We start from the raw sequence: 18,210 nt of genomic DNA, 5'->3' as shown, positions 1-18,210 counted from the left end.
TCTTGAACAATTGCTCCGACGCCCTAGCCTAATACCAAAGAAAAGACAGGACAAAGCGATGGGAACTATGAAGCCGACACGGCTCAACACAAACGCCAAAGACGCCACATGCCCCATGCATGCCGCGAAAGATCACCCGAAAATCCCGAAAGAGAAAATCGGGGTGCTTTTGGCCAATTTGGGCACGCCAGATGCCACGGATTACTGGTCCATGCGCCGCTATCTCAGCGAATTTTTGTCAGACAAGCGCGTGATCGATTACCCCGCGTGGAAATGGCAGCCGATTTTGCAGGGCATCATCCTGACCATTCGCCCGTCCAAATCCGGCGCGGCCTATAAATCGATTTGGAACAACGAGGCCAACGAAAGCCCCCTTGCCACGATCACAAAACAGCAAACATCCGCGATTACCGCCACTTTAGGGTCGAAATACGGCGAAAACGTGATGGTCGATTACTGCATGCGCTATGGCAATCCATCGACCAAATCCAAAGTGGCAAACATGGTCGCTCAAGGGTGCACCAAGATTTTGTTCTTCCCGCTGTATCCACAATACGCAGGCGCCACGGTCGGCACTGCAAATGACGAATTCTTCCGCGCGCTCATGAAAGAAAACTGGCAACCAGCGGCGCGCACCGTTGCGCCCTATTTCGACACGCCCGAATACATCGACGCGCTGGCACAATCGATCGAGCGCGCCTATGCCGCAGCCCCCAAGAAACCCGATATCTTGATTTGCTCCTACCACGGCCTGCCAGAACGTTACCTGAAAGAAGGCGGCGACCCGTATCATTGTCAGTGCCGCAAAACCACGCGCCTGCTCAAAGAACGCTTGGGCTGGTCAGACACAGACATCATGACAACGTTCCAGTCCAAATTCGGACCAGAAGAATGGCTTCAGCCCTACACCGTAGAAGAGGTCGCGCGCCAAGCAGAGGCTGGCAACAAAAGCATTGCCGTCTGTGCACCTGCATTCTCGGCCGATTGCATCGAAACGCTGGAAGAAATCAACGAAGAGATCAAAGAAAGCTTTGAACACGCGGGCGGCGAAGACTTCTTGTACGTTCCGTGCCTCAATGATGACCCTGCGCATATTTCGGCGCTGGTGAAGGTCATCGACGACAACCTGTCTGGCTGGATCTAACCTGCAGCACACATAAAAATGGCGGCCTCGCGGGGCCGCCATGTAAAACCACCGATGCGCAGGTCTTAAATCAACAACACTTGCGTGCCGTTTTTCGTCATACCGTACAGCTCTGCAATATGCTCGTTGTACAGGCCGATGCAGCCATTCGAAGACCGACGACCGATCTTGCGCGTGTCGTGCGTGCCGTGGATGCGGTAGTATTTCCAAGACAAATACAGCGCATGTGATCCCAAGGGGTTGTCCGGACCTGGACCAACAAAGCTCGGCCATTCAGGATTGCGCTTGATCATCGCTGGTGTTGGCGACCATGACGGGCCTTCCACTTTGCGAATGATCGATGTCCGACCCCGACGTGTCAGATCTTCTGTCAGCGGCACAGAAGTTGGGTAGAGCTTGTAAAAGGACTGATCCTCGCTCCAGTAGTGCAAAGCGCGCGACGTGATGTCGACCAAAATCGCACCATTTTTGGTGTTGTTAAAATAGGGCCGCCAATCCAAAGACCGGAAACTAGAGATATTACGACGCACGACCTCAGACAAATCGCGCTCTACCTCAGTCGAATCATCGTTCTGCGCAAGCGCAGGTGCCGCCAAACAGGCGGTAGACGCACCCAGAAACACGCGTCTTGAGAGTTTGTTGTCGATTTTATTGGTCATTTGGGACCCTAAAAGAATAATTACACTTATGCCTACATATATGACGCAAGTGCCGCAGTCGCAAATCAAACAATCGTGGGTGGCGAATTTACGCGGACAACATTTGCTCCGTCACGTTTTTCGGGTTAGGTGAGTCGAATGTCGTATTCGAGGACCTAAAAATGACGCGTCTCTTTGTTATGTTACTTATTTCCACACTCGGCCTTGCTGCGTGTACCAGTACACCCGTCGTGATAGGCGCGGATGGGAAGCCTCTGCCAAGCGTTTATAAGATTGGCAAAAACGACGACGCAAAAATCCAGTACCGCATGCTTGATTCAGTCAATGCACTGCGCGCTGCCGCCGGCACAACGCCTGTGAACCTCAATGCCAGCCTCAATGCCGCCGCAGCGACACATGCGCGTGACATGAAAAACCAAAACCGCCCGTGGCATTTTGGGTCTGACGGATCGTCCCCGATTGATCGGGTCGCGCGCTCTGGCTACGCAGGGATGATGCTGGGTGAAAACATTTCGGAAACATACGAGACCGAATTGGAAACCTTGGGCGCGTGGATGGAACAAGTTGATACGCGCGAAATCATTCTAGACAGCCGCGCGACCGACCTTGGGTTTGCTTGGTTCCAAGAAGAGAACGGCAAAATTTGGTGGACGCTGCTGTTAGGTGAAGCCGCAATTGCCACGGCGAGCTTGGAATAAGCCACACGGCTTATCAGCCTAAGCTACGATATCAATCTGAGTTCCAAGCGCGACCATCATATAGATTTCTTCGATGTGATGGTCAGCAACCGCGATGCAGCCCACTGTCCAATCGCGGCCAAGCCCCTTGTGCTTGCCAGCGCGGCCATGGATAAAGATTTCCCCACCAGGGCTGCGGCCATGTTGCATTGCAAATTCAACATCTTGGCGGTTTGGGTACGAGATCCCAATCGACAAATGATACATGGACCGCGCGTTGCGACGATCAATGAAATAGCTGCCTTCCGGTGTTTTGCCATCGCCTTCGAACTGCTTGTGTCCGACCGGCTGCGTACCCAATCCAACGCGGTATTTCTTAAGAATCTTATCGCCGTTCATAAGATACAAACGCCGTTTGCCCTTAAGCACGACCACGCGCGTGACAACTGGGCCACGGTACGGCTCTAGGGTGCGCGCAAGCGCAACACTTGGAATAAGGCTCGAAGCTGCTATGCCTGCAACAAATTTACGACGATCCATTGATCTGTCCATGCTCGCTCTTTTTTAGCCTGCGTATAACAGCAATTGCGTTACGCCAAGTAAATTTTACGTCAAGCTCGGCTAAACTTCGCCGCGATTTCGACATGTGGCGACCATCTGAACTGGTCCACAACTTGCAGCCACTCCACCTCAAATCCGCTGTCGATCAACGTTTTGGCGTCGCGCGCAAAGGTCACAGGGTTGCAAGAAACAAAGCCGATTGAGGCGATGTTGCTCTTGGCCAATTCGCCGACCTGCGCCAAGGCGCCCGCGCGCGGCGGGTCGATGATTGCAGCATCAAACTTGTTCAATTCATCTGGCAAAAGCGGCTGGCGAAACAGATCGCGCGTCGCGACCGTCACTGGCTTTAACCCCGACGCGGTTTTCCATGCGTCTGACAGGCTTTCAAGCATCGCACCCTCACCTTCGACGGCAAGCACTTCGGCGAATTCCGACATCGGCAAGGCAAATGTGCCACAACCCGCGAACAGATCGACCACGCGCTCAGCGCCAGCCACTGCGTCTTTCATCAATGCAACCAGCGACTGCTCACCATGCCGCGTTGCTTGTAAAAACGCACCGGGAGGCGGCACGAGACGGGCGCGCCCAAACGTCAAATAAGGCCGCGTTTCTTGCACAACCTCGTCTCCGTTCCATGACAACCGGATCACGCCGTGCTCACGCACAACCGCCGCCAATTCGGACCGCATTTCCATGTCCAGCTCTTTGCCGTCGACGACAGAAATGTCCAATCCCGCGTCAGAATCGGTCACTGTCATGGCCATCTCACCGCGACGAGACCCGCCAACCTGAACCAAGGCTTCTAGCGCAGGCATGCCATCCATAATTTTCGGCGTCATCAAAATACAGTTCGGCACAGGCACCAAAGTGCCCGAGGCGCGCCCGTGAAGCCCAACCAAAACACCCTTTTTGGTCCGACGCCCCGCAAATGTCGCCCGCCGACGCGAACGATCTGGCGATGTAAGCACGCCTGAGATCGGCAAATCGACGCCTTGATGAGACAGCGCCGTGCGCACAACGTCCGATTTCCACTCCGCCACAAAACTGTCCGACGCATGCTGCAACGCGCAGCCGCCGCAAGACTTGAAATGCGGGCACGGTGGTTTCACGCGATTTGGCGACGGGGTCACGACACTTGGGCTAGCAATACGATCGCCAACCACATCGCCTTCCACAACTTCGCCGGGCAATGTTTTTGCCGCGAAAATCGGGCCAGCCGCGATTCCGTCGCCGTGGTGGCCAAGTCTGGTGATTTCAATTTTGGTCATTTGACTTGGCTTCCAATAGCTTCAACAATTGCGCCTTGGTTAGGGCAAAACCACTGTCCAGCCAAGCGCGTTGTAACATCTTCAAAGCAGAACCCAGTTGCGCGCCCGAATACTGTGGCATCAAATCTTGCGCCGCGATGGGAAACTCTTGCTTGGACGCTGCAACCAGTTGCGCCTTCAAGTCTGATTGCAAAGGCTGCTCAAACGTCGCTGCGCGCAATGCCGCCACACAAAGTGCAATCTCAGCACCTTCGCGAAACGCGATCTCATTCAAACTGCGCGTGTCAGCAAGAGACGTCTGGTAAAGCGCCAACTGGTTGGCTTGTTTTTTCGACAATTTAAGCCGCTCGGCCACATCAAAACCGCCCAGCGCCGCCAATCGCGCCATGGCATCGACGTGAAATTCCAGCGCCACATACGGATACAGCGTGCGCCCAGAGGCCGCGGGCAAAATCGCTTGAAGCACACCGGACTGATCCATCGCCCCAATCGCCGTGCTGGGATCAGGTGCCGCGGCAAGCTTGACCATTTCGGCGCCGATGCGCTCTTTTGACAGTCCTTCAAGTCCATCCAAATTGGCCGCGCAAGCCGCCAACGCCTCGGCATCCAGCCCCGCCCGATCATCGCCATAGACGGCATGGAACCGGAAAAACCGCAGGATCCGAAGATAGTCTTCACGAATGCGATCTTGCGGCAGGCCGATAAAGCGCACGCGCCGCGTCAACAAGTCATCCATCCCACCAAGCGGATCAATAACCGCGCCATCAAGCCCCGCATAGAGCGCATTCATCGAAAAATCGCGTCGGCGCGCGTCTTGTGCGATATCGTCAGCAAACGCAACAACAGCTCGACGGCCATCGGTCGCGACATCACGCCGAAAGGTTGTGATTTCAAAGGGTTCGCCATCTGCCACCACAGTGACAGTGCCATGCTCAATACCCGTTGGGATCGCCTTAAGGCCGGCAGTTCGCGCCAAGGACATCACCTCTTCGGGCAGCAATGGCGTCGCCATATCAAGATCGGTCACCGCAACATCCATCAGGCTGTTGCGGATACATCCACCGACGAAAAAGGCCTCGCGGTCCGCCGCCTTGAACATGTTGATGATCTTTTGGGTCGCATCCGCTTGAAACCAAGCGCACCCTTGAACCGAGGTCACACTCGGACCTTTTCCGCAAAGGCACGCAAAACCCGTGCCGTTGCCCCCCAAATATAATACGGACCGTAAGGCACCGTATAGAATTGGCGTTTTTGCCCCCGCCAGATCCGCGATTGAATGGCGAAGTTGGCAATTTCTAGCACATGCGGCAGTGGCACCTCGAAGATTTCGGACACCTCTGCCTCTTCCAAGCGCGGCGTGAAGTCTTGTGTGACCCAGCCCACAACGGGATGCATGGTGTAATTTGAAACCGTTTCATGCGTGGGCAGCTCACCCAACACTTCGACCGATGATGGCGGCAACCCAATTTCTTCATCCGCCTCGCGCAGTGCAGCTGCGACATGAGACGCATCCTCGGGATCAACACGACCTCCAGGGAAGGCAATTTGACCAGGATGGTTTTTGATTGTGGAAGACCGCTTGGTCAGGATCAAATGAGGCCCCGTAGGGCGCTCAATGATGGGCAAAAGCACACCCGCAGATTTAAGTGCAACCGGCTTTGGGCGAGCTTCTGGATTGAGATCAAAGTCGGAAGACGGGCGTCCGCCAGATGTCAGAGCCCGTGCAACCTGTGTTTTATCAATCCGCGTCACCATTCGGCGTCACCTTTGCTTCAAATCCGACTGTTGCAGGGTCCAAAACGTAATGCGCGCCACAGAATTGGCAATCCGCAGACACGATGCCTTCGTCGGTTGTCATCGTCGCGATGTCTTTGGCCGAGTAAATCGACAGGCTGCTGCGCACACTTTCCTCGGAACAGCTACAGCCAAACGCAACGGGCTGCGCATCGAAAATGCGCGGTTTGTCTTCGTGGAACAAGCGTACGAGCAACTCGGTCGGCTGCACATGTGGCCCGATCAGCTCAAGTGGATCAACGGTATCAAGCAAAATGTTCGCACGATTCCAGTTCTCGAAATCGTCACCATCAAGGATATCAGAAGCGGTCAACACGCCGTCTTCCCGATCGCTGATCGGTTCTTCCACGCTTGGCGATGCTTTCGGCATTTTTTGCAGCATCACACCACCAGCGCGCCACGCCTCATCGCTTCCGGCAATTCTGGACCGGCCAAATGACAGCTCAAACCGTGTCGGCAGCTGTTCTGATTGCGCGAAATAGGTTTCCGCACAATTTGCCAAAGAACTACCCGTCAGCGGCGTAATGCCTTGATAAGGTTTGCTTCCTTCACCCTGATCGATCAAAATCGCGAAATAGCCCTTGCCGACGTGCGCAAAAGCATCCGCGTTCGGATCAATCCGCGTTTCATCGTAGGACGCATAGGCACGAATGCGCGCAGGCGCACCTTCTGCCGTTGGAGCGTAGTAATCCGTCGCAATAATGCGTGCTGGACCATCACTGCGCACTTGGATCGACAGCTTCCAGCGCAGCTTAATTGTTTGACCAATCATCGCGGTCAACAAAGCGACCTCTGCAACGAGGGCCTCGATCGCAGGTGGGTAATTGTGCTGTGCGAGCACGTTCTCGAGAACCCCATCAAGGCGAGCTACACGGCCCCGCACATCAGAGCGGTCGAGTTGAAAGGGGAGAACAGTGTCATCCCAAGCGATTTTTGATCCAAGCATTTCAGGTTCCCTTGCACGTCGCAGGTTGGCATACCTTGTTCATATAGGCGCGGCAACCTCTGGAAAAAGGGCAAGACATGATTAGACGCTATGGTGAACCAAAAATTAAGGGCATTTCTTACCAAGCGAGACCTGGTGCATATGCCATCTTGCCCCGTAACGGCTCCCTTTTGGTGACACATCAGACGTCTCCCAAGAGTGAATTTCAGCTTCCCGGTGGTGGCATCGACAAAGGAGAATCACCCATAGCCGCGCTGCATCGCGAGGTGATGGAAGAAACAGGGTGGCGCATTTCGACGCCTGTCTTTTCCCACGCTTTTCGTCGCTACGTTTATATGCCGAACTACGACATGTGGGCTGAGAAAATCTGTAGCATTTTCATAGCCAGACCCGTGCGGCGCCTTGGACCACCTACCGAAGTCGATCATCAACCTATTTGGATGCCAGCTTCCGACGCGCATCGTTGTGTCGGAAACCCTGGGGATAAAGCGGCGATCAGTCGGTGTTTTGGCCTGCATACTCTAAAAGAATAGCGGAAATGTCGTCAGGGAAGTCTTTATCCTTGTTAAATTTGGTGAGCTCCCACACCAGCGCATCTAAGAATGCGCTGCCCGAAATCTCGGCCATCTTTTCAACAAGGGTTGCAAGACCCTCTTCGCCAAGCATGTCGTCCCCACCATCTGGACACTCCGTCACGCCATCCGACAAAAGAATGATGCGGTCGCCACCAGAGATCGAGATCTCATAATTGTCGAAAAATGCGCCCTCAATAAGGCCGACCGGCAACCCGCCATTGCCAAAGTATTCGATCGTCCCATCTTTGCGCTGCACCGCAGGGTGGGGGTGGCCGCATTGGGTCATGACAAATTGCCCACGTCTGCGGTCAAAATGCCCCAAGATCATCGTGAAATAGAGGTCGGTTTCCATTTCCTCGAGCATCAAGGTGTTAAGTGCAGTGGCAACATCAGAGGGCGACTTTGCTTTATATTTTCCGCTTTCGGAGTGCTCAATCGCCAAGTTTTGTTCGGGCGTAGACCCCGTCAAATAGGCCGCCAAACGCGCCGTCATCAATGCAGAAGCCACACCGTGCCCCGACACATCGATTGAAAACACACCAAATTGGTCATCGTTAATCGGGAAAAACCCAACCAGATCGCCGCCAACATGACCACTAGGGCGCAAGAGTAAGGACACCTGCGCGGTTTCAAAGTCTCTAAAGCGTTCTTTTATGAGGGATTGTTGAAGTTTACGGGCCTCGACCAAATCGCGATCTAGTGAATCATAAAGTGCCGATATTTCTTGGAGTGTGGTGGTGACGAGATCGTTCTTGGCGGTCAGTTCGCGCTGCATTTGCAAGATGCGTTCCCCCGCCCGAATGCGCGCCAGCAATTCGTCGCCGGCCACTGGCTTTGTCAAAAAGTCATCAGCGCCAACATCCAATCCCTGTGCAACTTCTGCTTTATCGGATTTGGACGTTAATAGGATGAAATACCCGTAGTCGTCCCTTTCAAGCGCTCTAAATTTTTCGCAAAACTCGAGACCCGATATGCCAGGCATCATCCAGTCGGACACAATGAGGTCGATTTTTTCCGATTCACAAATAGAAAGCGCCTCTTCGCCTGATGCGGCTTCTGAAACGGTGTAGCCCCAGCGCCCCAAATACGACGAAAGGATTCGCCGCTGCGCCCGTGAGTCGTCGACAACCAACACGCGGTTCGCGATGCCCTTTTCCAGTGCTTCCTGTTGATATTCTTTGTTTTTTTGTAACATCGTCAATTATTTTCCAACCTAATGTGTGCGGCTGGGTCCATTTTGACGCGCTCGAATTAATGCCACCTTAAGTCTAAAATTGAATGTAGTTCATCGGTTTCGCTTACGAGATATTAAGCCGAGTCGGGTCAATAATAGTCAAAAGGAGAATGGACATGATTGACTGGACCCGCATCAACGAGTTGAGAAACGAGGTTGGTGTAGATGATTTTGGCGAAGTGGTTGAGCTGTTCTTGGAAGAGGTGGACGAGGTCATTGAACGGCTTGAGATATCTTGCGACCGCAGCAAACTGGAACACGACCTGCATTTTCTCAAAGGCAGTTCGATGAATCTTGGCTTTGCGTCGTTTTCGAGCCTATGCCAACTCGGAGAAAAGGCATCGGCTGAGGGCAACGCTGACAGCGTGGATGTTGGTGAAATCTTGGCCTCTTACAAAGCATCACGCGCCGCGTTTATTGCGCAGAATGAAGCAGCACTTCAGAATTAAAGCACAAACTCGGACAAGGCTTGATCATTGGTGATGTCTTTGTAAACCAGTCCGGCCTGATCCATACGCGCAAACAAACGCGGGAAGTTTTCGGGCTGATCGGTTTCGATCCCAATCAAAACGGAGCCAAAGTTGCGCGCCGATTTTTTGAGGTATTCAAACCGCGCAACGTCGTCTGTGTCGCCAAGCAGATCCAAGAAATCACGCAGTGCGCCAGGCCGTTGTGGCATGCGCAGGATGAAGTATTTCTTGAGTTGCAGGAATTTTTGAGCCCGCTCTTTAACCTCGGGCAATCTTTCGAAATCAAAATTACCACCAGAGGCGACACACAACACACGGCGTCCGCGAATGACATCTTTGAGATCATGCAACGCATCGACTGCCAATGCGCCGGCTGGCTCAAGCACAATGCCTTCGATGTTGAGCATTTCAATCATCGTGGTGCAAATGCGGTCCTCGGGAGAGGTCAAAAGCTGACTGGGCTTGATGTCTTTAAGCACAGCAAACGGCAGCGTTCCGATCTGCGCCACGGCCGCGCCGTCCACAAAACTATCAACCGCGCTAAGCGTGACGGGTTCGCCCGCTTGCACCGCCGCCGCCAAAGATGGACCGCCACTTGGTTCGACAAAATAGATCTCAACCTGTGGCGCGACATCAGACAAATACTGCACAACGCCAGCAGACAAACCACCGCCGCCAACGGGCAAAATCACGACGTCAGGGACGGCTTTCATTTGCTCCATGAATTCAACAGCGACCGAAGCCTGACCCGCAATGACATCGACGTCGTCAAAAGGTGCTAGAAAGTACCCGCCCGCTTCTGCGCAAAAGGCTTTGGCAGAGGCGAGTGTGTCGTCGAAATAATCGCCAACCATGCGCACTTCGATGTAGTCACCGCCAAAAATCTTGGTCTTTTCAATCTTTTGCTTGGGTGTGGTGACGGGCATAAAAATAACCCCACGCACGCCAAAATGACGACAAGCAAAGGCAACGCCTTGGGCATGGTTGCCAGCGGAAGCACACACAAACAGATCCAACTTCGGATCGTTTTCACGTGCGCGGCTCATTGCGTTCACCGCTCCACGAATTTTGTAGCTGCGCACCGGCGTAAGATCTTCGCGTTTCAGCCAAATCTCTGCATCGTATTTTTTCGACAAATGATCATTGCGCGCGCAAGGCGTGGGTTCGAACAGGCTGCGCACAAGCTGCGTTGCGACCTGCGCGGCGGAAGTAATGGATTTATCTGCTGGCACGGTTTTCACCCTTTGATGAAATCTCGTAAATCACAGACAGCAGGCTGACGCCCACCATCAAACCAACCCAACCGGTGATCAAAGACGCAACAACGCCAATGGGCCCCGACCCCGCCATCAAGGCTGGGATTTGAAGAACTATCGTGCCGAAAACCATAAGAAATGTTGCCTGAACCACAGCGTTTTTATGGGGTTCGGTTTGGCTCCATGCCTGTTTCAGCGTCAATGATTCACCTAGTGCTGCCGCTGGCAGAACAGGCGACACCCGATAAAAGGCGTACATTCCGAACGCCCCCAAAATCATCATCATCAATGCGGAAGCAAACTGCGCGCCACCAAGCAGCGCTGTGACAAGGACGATCACCATACCTGCAGCCATCGCCAGCGCGAAAAAGGCAGCGGTCAGGATGACAGACTTTCCGAAGTATGCCCCGAACAAGGCGCCGCGAAACGGCGGAATAATTGAATTGGGGCGCTCGCCCAACAAAATGAACCGGTGCCATTCAATTGCAATCCAAATGCTCGAAAGAATGACCAAAAGGTTTGCGCCAAATATCAACAAAATCTGCGTCACTGAAATCTCGGGCATCGGCTGATCCGCCAATGGGTCAACGACGACAGGTGACCCGGCGAACTCAACCGAGGATGCCAAAACCATAACAACCATGGTCGCAATCCAAATCAGCCCCGAGATCGCCAGCGCGTCATCAAGGTTGCGAAACACACGCAACACGGCATGTTTGAAGAGCAAATATCCAGTCATTTTCGTCCATTCCTAATCATATCCAGCAACACTTAGGGCTTTTGCACGAAAACCAAAAGCTTTTCAGGGCGCAAAACCTTGCTCTTGCCGTAAAAACTCGGTAATCGCCCAAGCGATATCCTCGAAAGGAAAAGCCAAATGTCCGCGCCTAAAAAAGTCGTCCTTGCCTACTCCGGTGGCCTTGATACCTCAATCATTCTGAAATGGCTTCAAACCGAGTACGGTTGCGAAGTTGTGACCTTTACCGCTGACCTCGGTCAGGGTGAAGAACTTGAGCCCGCACGTGCGAAGGCTGAGTTGCTTGGGATCAAGCCAGAGAACATCTTTATCGAAGATGTGCGCGAAGAATTTGTGCGTGACTTTGTGTTCCCAATGTTCCGCGCCAATGCGATTTATGAAGGTCAGTACCTTCTCGGCACATCTATCGCCCGTCCATTGATTTCCAAACGTCTTGTTGAGATCGCTGAAATGACTGGCGCTGACGCTGTGGCGCACGGCGCGACAGGCAAAGGCAACGACCAAGTGCGTTTCGAATTGGCCGCTTACGCGCTCAACCCAGAAATCAAAGTGATCGCACCTTGGCGTGAGTGGGATCTGTCTTCGCGCACACGTTTACTAGAATTCGCAGAACAGCACCAGATCCCAGTGGCCAAAGACAAACGCGGCGAAGCACCGTTTTCTGTGGACGCCAACATGTTGCACACCTCATCCGAGGGCAAAGTTTTGGAAGATCCAGCCGAGATCGCACCAGAATACGTGCACCAGCGCACTGTGAACCCAGAAGATGCGCCAGACACACCTGAGTTCATCGAAATCGGGTTTGAAAAAGGCGACGCGGTGTCCATCAATGGCGAAGCGATGAGCCCTGCCACTGTTTTGGAAACACTAAACGAGTATGGCCGCAAGCACGGCATCGGGCGTTTGGACTTCGTTGAAAACCGCTTTGTGGGCATGAAATCCCGCGGCGTTTACGAGACACCAGGCGGCACGATCTTGTTGGAAGCGCACCGCGGTATCGAGCAAATCACGCTCGATTCCGGCTCAGGTCACCTCAAAGACAGCTTGATGCCACGCTACGCTGAGCTGATCTACAACGGTTTCTGGTACTCACCAGAGCGCGAAATGTTGCAAGCTGCGATCGACAAATCCCAAGAGCACGTCACGGGCACAGTGACCTTGAAGCTCTACAAAGGGTCTGCGTTCACAGTGGCACGCGCCTCCGATCACTCGCTGTACTCAGAAGCGCACGTGACATTCGAAGACGATGCAGGCGCATACGACCAAAAAGACGCGGCGGGCTTTATCCAGCTGAACGCATTGCGTTTGAAACTCTTGGCAACGCGCAACCGCCGCTTCAAATAAGTTTCAAGACACATGAATTGACAAAGGGGCTCTCATCGAGGGCCCCTTTTTTCGTGTCGTTACTGATCGGAAGTGAAGTCCGCGACCTCAGCCGCGTTTGGGATGCCACTCACAGCCCCGTGGCGCGTGACTTTGAGCGCCGCCGCCGCACTGGCTGTGCTCATGGCGTCTTTTGCAGAATGGCCGTTGTTGATTTCAGCGGCAAAGTATCCGGCGAAGGTGTCGCCTGCGGCGGTAGTATCCACAGGCGTGACTTTGAAACTCGACACCTCGACCGTTTCACTGGTTTCATTTGAACACCAGATGGCGCCTTTGCTGCCCAGCGTCACAAGTGTTTCTGGCACTGGGATTTGATCCAAAGTAGACCCGAAAGCGGCGCAAAGCTGTTCGGATTCCACTTCGTTCATCAACAATGTTGTCACGAATGGCAGCACCTTTTTGACGCTTTCAACATCAAAGGGCGCCGCTGAATACAGCACGCGCATTCCTTTTTCACGGGCCAACTGCGCGGCCTCAACCTGTGCGTTGGTTTCGTTTTGCAGCAATAAGATGTCCGAAGATATCGCCGTCGCAAAGGCGCGCGCGACCTGCGACACATCAACTTGCAGGTTCGCCCCGCCGTCCAAAACGATGGAATTTTCGCCAGCGTCATCAACATAAATGACGGCGTGTCCCGTGCTGCCTGCGAGATCTTCGACAAAGCTGCAATCGACGCCATGGCCTTCGATTTCTGCACGCACCCACGGGTCATCTTGGCCAATTGCGCCGATGTGATGCACCTGCGCGCCCGCACGCGCCGCCGCGACGGATTGGTTTAACCCTTTGCCACCTAAGCCAAAACTGTAACTTTTGGCACTTAGGGTTTCACCCGGTTGTGGAAAATGGGGAAGCGCATAAACGCGATCAATATTAATAGATCCGAGATTGAAAATCGTCATGCGCTTCTCCGTGTTTTACGCTGTGGATTGACCCACTTTACAGGCAGCCAAAACAGCCATGTTCAAGATGTCGTTCACCGTGGAAACGGTTGAACAAATCTGAATTGGCTTGTCGACACCGGTCAGAATTGGACCAACAACGGTGGCACCCGCCATTTCCTGCATCAGCTTCACAGAAATCGAAGCCGAGTGCCGCGCTGGCACAACAAGGATGTTCGCAGGCCCCGTCAAACGACAGAACGGATAGTTCGCCATCGCATCAGGGTTCAGCGCAACATCAACCGCCATTTCGCCTTCGTATTCAAAATCAACGCCGCGCCCATCCAAAACGGCCGCTGCGCGGTGCATTTTGCTTGAACGTTCCGAGTCAGGATACCCAAAGGTCGAGAAGGACGCGAATGCCACACGAGGATCAAGACCAAGCGCGCGCGCGACGTGTGCAGCCGCTTCAGCAATGTCGGCAAGATCGTTCTCATCCGGCCATTCGTGCACCAAAGTATCCGCAATCAGAACAATCTTACCTTTGTGCAAGATTGCCGTGACACCAACGGCGCCATCTTCGGCACGCGCATCAAATACGGAATTGATCCGGTCCAAAACATGCGCAGATTTTCGCGTGGCCCCCGTGACCAGCCCGTCCGCGTGATCATGCGCCAACATAAGCGCCGAAAACACATGGCGATCGCGCGCCGCAAGTCGGTGAATGTCGATTTGGTCGTGGCCAGACCGCTGAAGTCGATTGTACAGGTGATCTTTGTAGGCCTGCAGGTGCTTTGTGTTCGCCGCATTGATGATTTCAAGCTCGCCGATGGCTTCTGCAAGCCCTTCGATCTTGAGTTTTTCTGAAACGTCGTCCTCGCGCCCAACAACCAAAGCTTTCCCAAAGCCGCCGCGCTGATAGGCAACAGCCGCACGCAGCACACGTGGATCATCGCCCTCAGCGAAAATCATGGTCGCCTGCGCCTGACGCGCACGCGCATACAGACCTTGGAGAATTTGTGCAGTCGGATCCATCCGCGCTTGTAGGTCTTGGATGTATCCTTCCATGTCCACAATCGGACGACGCGCCACACCTGTGTCCATACCCGCTTGCGCAACGGCAGGCGGAATACGGTGAATCAAACGTGGATCAAACGGCGTTGGAATGATGTAGTCACGGCCAAATTTGAGTTTTTGCCCGTAAGCCAGCGCCACTTCGTCCGGCACTTCTTCACGTGCAAGTTCCGCCAAAGCACGCGCACAGGCGATCTTCATTTCGTCGTTGATGGCACGCGCGTTGATATCAAGCGCCCCGCGGAACAGGTAGGGAAAGCCCAAAACATTGTTCACTTGGTTCGGATAATCCGAACGGCCTGTGGCGACAATCGCGTCTTCGCGAACGGCGTGGGCGTCTTCTGGCGTGATCTCAGGATCAGGGTTTGCCATAGCGAAAATGACAGGGTTGTCCGCCATAGAGGCGACCATGTCACCCGTGACAGCGCCCTTGGCAGACACGCCCAAGAACACGTCGGCGTTCTCCATCGCCTCTTCCAATGTCCGCGCGTCTGTTTTGGCAGCATGGGCAGATTTCCATTGGTTCATACCTTCGGTACGGCCTTGATAAATAACGCCTTTTGTGTCGCACATGATGCAATTGTCATGCTTGGCACCCATGGATTTGATCAGCTCAAGACAGGCGATGCCAGCCGCACCTGCACCGTTCAAAACGATGCGGCAGTCTTCGATTTTCTTGCCAGAAATGTGCAAAGCGTTGATCAGACCAGCGGCGCAGATAACAGCCGTGCCGTGCTGATCGTCGTGAAACACTGGAATGTCCATTTCTTCCTTGAGGCGTTGCTCAATAATGAAACATTCGGGGGCTTTGATGTCTTCCAAGTTGATGCCGCCAAACGTTGGCCCCATCAATTTCACCGCTTGGATGATTTGCTCAGGATCTTCTGTGTCCAATTCAATATCGATTGAGTTCACATCAGCGAACCGTTTGAACAAGACGGATTTACCTTCCATCACCGGTTTCGATGCCAGCGCACCAAGGTTCCCCAAACCCAGAACAGCCGTCCCGTTGGAAATCACCGCCACCAAATTGCCTTTGTTGGTGTAATCATAGGCTGTCTCGGGGTTCGCTGCGATCTCTTCGCAAGGCACCGCGACGCCGGGCGAATAGGCCAGCGACAAATCGCGCTGTGTTGTCATTGGAACGCTTGGCGTTATGTCAAATTTACCAGGGCGCGGGTCCATGTGGAACGCCAGCGCTTCTTCTCGGGTCTGCTTTGGTTTGGGCATTTTAGGTGGGCCTCCTCATTGCCAGTCCAACCTTCTTAACGAGCCAAACGCCGCTGCTCAACATAAAGAACGCATGCGCCCTTTACCCTGCTTTTTGCGGCGTTAAATTGGCATTGCAAATCAATCGAGGAATTCCCACGTGGCCGCTGAAAAACCTACCGTGACACCAATGATGGCGCAGTTCCTTGAAATCAAATCGCGCCACCGCGATGCTTTGCTGTTTTACCGCATGGGCGATTTTTACGAGATGTTCTTTGATGATGCGATTGCCGCCTCTGAAGCACTCGACATCGCGCTGACCAAACGCGGCAAATACGATGGTGATGACATTCCTATGTGTGGCGTGCCTGTGCATGCCGCTGAAAACTATTTTCACACGCTGATCCGCAAAGGGTTTCGTGTGGCTGTTTGTGAACAGTTGGAAAGCCCCGCCGAGGCGAAAAAGCGTGGCGCGAAATCTGTGGTAAAACGCGACGTTGTGCGCCTTGTGACGCCCGGCACGTTGACCGAAGACAGCTTGCTTGAAGCACGTCGTCACAATTTCCTCGCAGCCTATGCCGAAGTTCGCGATGAAGGCGCGCTTGCGTGGGTCGATATCTCAACTGGCGCGTTTCACGTGATGCCCTGCCCACTTGTTCGACTTGCGCCAGAACTCGCGCGCTTGAACCCATCTGAGTTGATCGTGTCAGAGGCGAATACATCGAATTGGGCTGAATTAGTCCCTGATTTTGATGCCGCGACCACGCCACTGTCGCGCAGCTCCTTTGACAGCACATCGGCCTCTAAACGCCTGCAAGACCTGTTCGCCGTCTCAAGTTTGGATTCCTTTGCACCGTTCGGATTGGCTGAAATTTCTGCCATGGGTGCGGTTGTCGACTATTTGGAAATCACCCAAAAAGGCAAACTGCCACTCGTGCGGCCGCCTGTGCGTGAAAACGTCGGCGGCGCGATGCAGATTGACGCAGCAACACGCCGCAACCTTGAAATCACCCACGCGCTTTCGGGCGGTCGCGATGGGTCTTTGATTGCAGCGATGGATCGGACCGTCACAGCCGCGGGCGGCAGATTGCTTGAACGCAGACTTTCCAGCCCTTCACGTGACGTCGACGTGATCCACGCGCGCCTTGATGCCGTCGGATTTTGTGTGGACAACATGTCATTCGCAAGCGATCTGCGTGAAGCCCTGCGCAAAGTGCCCGACATGGAGCGCAGCCTGTCGCGCCTTGGAATTGACCGCGCTGGACCACGTGATTTGGCCGCAATCCGCAACGGTTTGACCCAAGCCAGCGTCATTGCGCAGGCGATGGCATCCAGCCAAATACCGACCCTATTCCAGCAGAATGTGGGTCTTTTGCAAGGTCATGACGCCACAATTGCCCTGCTTGAAGACGCGCTGGTCGCAGAGCCGCCGCTTCTTGCGCGCGATGGTGGATTTATCGCGGAAGGCTATGACGCTGAGCTGGATGAATGTCGCACGTTGCGTGATCAAGGGCGCGGTGTAATCGCGTCTTTGCAAACGCAATACGCCGAAACGACTGGCATTCCGTCATTGAAGGTCAAACACAACAATGTGCTTGGCTATTTCATCGAGACGACCGCAACGCACGCCGCGAAAATGCTGTCTGAACCGCTGAATGAAACGTTTATTCATCGTCAAACCACAGCGAACCAAGTGCGCTTTACCACGCTGGAACTCAGTGAATTGGAAACCAAAATCCACAACGCTGGCGGCCGCGCGCTTGAGATCGAAAAACGTCTGTTTGCCGTGCTGCGCGAGGCGGTTCTATCGGTGGCCCCGAAAGTCGCCGAAGCGTCAAAGGCCTTGGCGGAATTTGACCTGACCACTGCGCTCGCAGATTTGGCCGTTGGCGAAAATTGGACGCGTCCTGAGGTGGATTTGGGTCGATCTTTCGATATTCAAGGCGGGCGTCACCCCGTTGTAGAGCGCGCTTTGCGCAAACAAGGCCAAGCGCAATTCGTGGCCAATGATTGTCGCCTCACGGACGGACATGACGGCGCTGCGATCTGGCTTTTGACCGGTCCCAACATGGCTGGTAAATCGACCTTTTTACGCCAAAACGCACTGATTGCGCTGATTGCACAAATGGGATCCTTCGTCCCCGCAACCTCAGCGCATATCGGTATTGTTTCACAGCTGTTTTCACGTGTTGGCGCATCTGATGATTTGGCCCGTGGTCGGTCGACCTTTATGGTGGAAATGGTCGAAACCGCCGCGATTTTGAACCAAGCCGATGATCGCGCCTTGGTGATTTTGGACGAAATTGGCCGCGGCACCGCGACCTA

Annotated in this window: 17 protein-coding genes; 6 read left to right on the top strand and 11 right to left on the bottom strand. The window is 53.9% G+C overall.

Annotated features, from left to right (window positions below; genetic code table 11):
* Window positions 1–115: 115 nt before the first annotated feature.
* Complete coding sequence (hemH, locus tag ABF287_RS04895; protein ID WP_347183894.1) at window positions 116–1,144, top strand: ferrochelatase; 1,029 nt, start codon at window positions 116–118, stop codon at window positions 1,142–1,144.
* Window positions 1,145–1,209: 65 nt separating this feature from the next.
* Here hemH and ABF287_RS04890 read toward each other — a convergent pair whose 3' ends face one another.
* Window positions 1,210–1,803, bottom strand: a complete 594-nt coding sequence (locus tag ABF287_RS04890; RefSeq protein WP_347183892.1) for a L,D-transpeptidase — start codon at window positions 1,801–1,803, stop codon at window positions 1,210–1,212.
* 161 nt (window positions 1,804–1,964) lie between these two features.
* Between ABF287_RS04890 and ABF287_RS04885 the strand changes: the two genes are divergently transcribed.
* Window positions 1,965–2,501 carry a CAP domain-containing protein gene (locus ABF287_RS04885; protein WP_347183891.1) on the top strand — a complete coding sequence of 179 codons (537 nt, stop codon included), beginning with the start codon at window positions 1,965–1,967 and terminating at the stop codon, window positions 2,499–2,501.
* Between the two features lie 18 nt (window positions 2,502–2,519).
* Here the strand turns inward: ABF287_RS04885 and ABF287_RS04880 are convergent, their stop codons facing one another.
* Genes ABF287_RS04880 through ABF287_RS04860 form a run of 5 tightly spaced genes read right to left on the bottom strand, consistent with a single transcriptional unit; the run spans window position 2,520 to window position 7,049 of the window.
* On the bottom strand, window positions 2,520–3,032 hold the full coding sequence (locus ABF287_RS04880; RefSeq protein ID WP_347183890.1) for a L,D-transpeptidase family protein: 513 nt from the start codon (window positions 3,030–3,032) through the stop codon (window positions 2,520–2,522).
* Between the two features lie 59 nt (window positions 3,033–3,091).
* Window positions 3,092–4,309 carry a class I SAM-dependent RNA methyltransferase gene (locus ABF287_RS04875; RefSeq protein WP_347183889.1) on the bottom strand — a complete coding sequence of 406 codons (1,218 nt, stop codon included), beginning with the start codon at window positions 4,307–4,309 and terminating at the stop codon, window positions 3,092–3,094.
* Window positions 4,296–5,468, bottom strand: a complete 1,173-nt coding sequence (locus tag ABF287_RS04870; RefSeq protein WP_347183888.1) for a CCA tRNA nucleotidyltransferase — start codon at window positions 5,466–5,468, stop codon at window positions 4,296–4,298. Before ABF287_RS04870 ends, ABF287_RS04875 begins: the two co-directional genes overlap by 14 nt.
* Window positions 5,465–6,064, bottom strand: a complete 600-nt coding sequence (locus ABF287_RS04865) for a CoA pyrophosphatase (protein ID WP_347183887.1) — start codon at window positions 6,062–6,064, stop codon at window positions 5,465–5,467. The genes ABF287_RS04870 and ABF287_RS04865 overlap by 4 nt, the downstream gene beginning before the upstream one ends.
* Window positions 6,048–7,049: an Hsp33 family molecular chaperone HslO gene (locus tag ABF287_RS04860; RefSeq protein ID WP_347183886.1), complete on the bottom strand. Its 1,002-nt coding sequence runs from the start codon at window positions 7,047–7,049 to the stop codon at window positions 6,048–6,050. Before ABF287_RS04860 ends, ABF287_RS04865 begins: the two co-directional genes overlap by 17 nt.
* 77 nt (window positions 7,050–7,126) lie before the next feature.
* On the opposite strand from ABF287_RS04860, the gene ABF287_RS04855 reads away from it, so the two are divergent.
* On the top strand, window positions 7,127–7,582 hold the full coding sequence (locus ABF287_RS04855; protein ID WP_347183885.1) for an NUDIX hydrolase: 456 nt from the start codon (window positions 7,127–7,129) through the stop codon (window positions 7,580–7,582).
* Here the strand turns inward: ABF287_RS04855 and ABF287_RS04850 are convergent.
* Window positions 7,545–8,819 carry a SpoIIE family protein phosphatase gene (locus tag ABF287_RS04850; protein WP_347183884.1) on the bottom strand — a complete coding sequence of 425 codons (1,275 nt, stop codon included), beginning with the start codon at window positions 8,817–8,819 and terminating at the stop codon, window positions 7,545–7,547. The two genes, ABF287_RS04855 and ABF287_RS04850, sit on opposite strands and share 38 nt — an antisense overlap.
* Window positions 8,820–8,974: 155 nt before the next feature.
* Here ABF287_RS04850 and ABF287_RS04845 point away from each other — a divergent pair, with 155 nt between their 5' ends.
* Window positions 8,975–9,307, top strand: a complete 333-nt coding sequence (locus ABF287_RS04845; RefSeq protein ID WP_347183883.1) for an Hpt domain-containing protein — start codon at window positions 8,975–8,977, stop codon at window positions 9,305–9,307.
* Here the strand turns inward: ABF287_RS04845 and ilvA are convergent.
* Window positions 9,304–10,560: a threonine ammonia-lyase IlvA gene (gene ilvA / locus ABF287_RS04840; protein WP_347183882.1), complete on the bottom strand. Its 1,257-nt coding sequence runs from the start codon at window positions 10,558–10,560 to the stop codon at window positions 9,304–9,306. The genes ABF287_RS04845 and ilvA overlap by 4 nt on opposite strands.
* Window positions 10,547–11,323 carry a hypothetical protein gene (locus ABF287_RS04835; protein WP_347183881.1) on the bottom strand — a complete coding sequence of 259 codons (777 nt, stop codon included), beginning with the start codon at window positions 11,321–11,323 and terminating at the stop codon, window positions 10,547–10,549. The genes ilvA and ABF287_RS04835 overlap by 14 nt, the downstream gene beginning before the upstream one ends.
* Before the next feature lie 138 nt (window positions 11,324–11,461).
* On the opposite strand from ABF287_RS04835, the gene ABF287_RS04830 reads away from it, so the two are divergent.
* Window positions 11,462–12,685: an argininosuccinate synthase gene (locus ABF287_RS04830; RefSeq protein WP_347183880.1), complete on the top strand. Its 1,224-nt coding sequence runs from the start codon at window positions 11,462–11,464 to the stop codon at window positions 12,683–12,685.
* A 59-nt stretch (window positions 12,686–12,744) separates the two neighbouring features.
* Here ABF287_RS04830 and ABF287_RS04825 read toward each other — a convergent pair whose 3' ends face one another.
* Window positions 12,745–13,623 (bottom strand): ribokinase, encoded by an 879-nt coding sequence (locus ABF287_RS04825; protein WP_347183879.1) that lies wholly within the window; start codon window positions 13,621–13,623, stop codon window positions 12,745–12,747.
* 15 nt (window positions 13,624–13,638) lie between these two features.
* On the bottom strand, window positions 13,639–15,906 hold the full coding sequence (locus tag ABF287_RS04820; protein ID WP_347183878.1) for an NADP-dependent malic enzyme: 2,268 nt from the start codon (window positions 15,904–15,906) through the stop codon (window positions 13,639–13,641).
* A 169-nt stretch (window positions 15,907–16,075) separates the two neighbouring features.
* Here ABF287_RS04820 and mutS point away from each other — a divergent pair.
* Window positions 16,076–18,210 (top strand): DNA mismatch repair protein MutS (gene mutS / locus ABF287_RS04815; protein WP_347183893.1); only part of this gene is annotated, 2,135 nt, incomplete at its 3' end.

The sequence above is a fragment of the Pacificibacter sp. genome, assembly GCF_039769035.1.
Taxonomy (GTDB): Bacteria; Pseudomonadota; Alphaproteobacteria; order Rhodobacterales; family Rhodobacteraceae; genus Celeribacter.
Note: the sequence above shows the minus strand (reverse complement) of the source record. Positions and strands in the feature narration are given on the sequence as shown.